Origin of the sequence: Halomonas sp. BN3-1 (assembly GCF_003056325.1) — a bacterium.
Classification (GTDB): Bacteria; Pseudomonadota; Gammaproteobacteria; order Pseudomonadales; family Halomonadaceae; genus Halomonas; species Halomonas litopenaei.
Genome location: NZ_PYVV01000037.1, coordinates 1 through 1329, shown reverse-complemented (window position 1 = coordinate 1329; position 1329 = coordinate 1). Strand labels below are relative to the sequence as shown.

Below are 1329 nucleotides of genomic sequence, written 5' to 3'. Positions count from 1 at the left end.
GGTTCATCGCAGATTAGCGTGAAACGGGCAAGGCGCGTGAGGACAGGCAGGATAGAGAAACGGCGGTAAATCCGAGTAAGCTGATATTCGCCAAAACGTCAGCCTACGGACACCGCCGTTGCCATGGATACTACCCCGCTCTGCCTGTTCTGGAAAGGCTTCACCGTCGCCCACCACGAGTTCCTGGATGCTCAAACGCTGCGGCTCCAGCTGGAGCCCGATGACCGGATTCCGCCCGTCTGTAGCGGCTGCGACCACGCCTGTTTCCTGGTGCACGACGTGTATCGCCGGCGCGTCCGTGAGGCGCCGCTGCTGATCTACCGAGTAGAGCTCGACGTCCCGGTTCGACGCCTACGCTGCCCGGTCTGTGGCCCGACACGCGAGCGCATTGACTGGTTACCCGGGCGCTCGCCGGTCACCACCACGCTGCGCCAGTGGGTGGAGCGTCTGGTCACGTTGCTGCCGATTCGGCATGTCACGGACCTGGTCGGCTTGCACTGGCATACCGTCAAGGCCATCGACAAGCAGCGCCTGCAACGCGACCTGCCGGCACCGGACCCGACACGCTTGCGGCGCCTGATGATGGACGAGTTCGCCCTGCACAAGGGGCAGCGCTACGCCACCGTGGTCGCCTGCGCTGACACCCAGCAGGTGGTATGGATCGGGGAAGGCCGCTCCCGTGAAGCGATCCGCCCATTCTTCGCGTGGCTGGGCGAGGCGCGAGAGCAGATCGAGGCCGTCGCCATGGACATGAACTCGGCCTTCGATCTCGAGGTGAAGGACCAATGTCCCAACGCCGAGGTGGTCTATGACCGCTTCCACGTGGTGGCCAAATACGGACGCGAGGTGATGGATCGGGTGCGCGTCGACCAGGCCAACCAGCTGCGCGATGACAAGGCGGCCCGCAAGATCATCAAGGGCAGCCGCTGGCTGCTGCTGCGCAATGCCAACAACCTCAAACCTGAGCAGGCGGTAAAGCTGGAAGAGCTGCTGGCGGCCAATGCGTCACTGACCACAGCGTATCTACTCAAGGATCAGCTCAAGACCCTCTGGTTTGCCGATGACGAGACCACCGCCCGAAACGCTTGGAAGGAGTGGCACGAGATGGCCATCAGCAGTGGTATTGAGGCTCTGGATCGCTTCGCCAGGAAATTGGCTCCCTACCTGGAGGGGATCCTGTCCAGTGCTCGGCATCGGTTGAACACCAGTGTGCTGGAGGGCATGAACAACCGAATCAAAGTTATCAAGCGGATGGCCTATGGATACCGCGACACTGCGTACTTCTTCCTGAAGATCCGTGCCGCATTTCCCGGCAAAGTGCGATGAACC

1 protein-coding gene is annotated in these 1329 nt (G+C 62.0%); it reads left to right on the top strand.

What is annotated here, in order from left to right; genetic code table 11:
* Positions 1-123 precede the first annotated feature (123 nt).
* Positions 124-1326 (top strand): ISL3 family transposase, encoded by a 1203-nt coding sequence (locus C9F12_RS22175; RefSeq protein WP_108450238.1) that lies wholly within the window; start codon positions 124-126, stop codon positions 1324-1326.
* Positions 1327-1329: the final 3 nt, after the last annotated feature.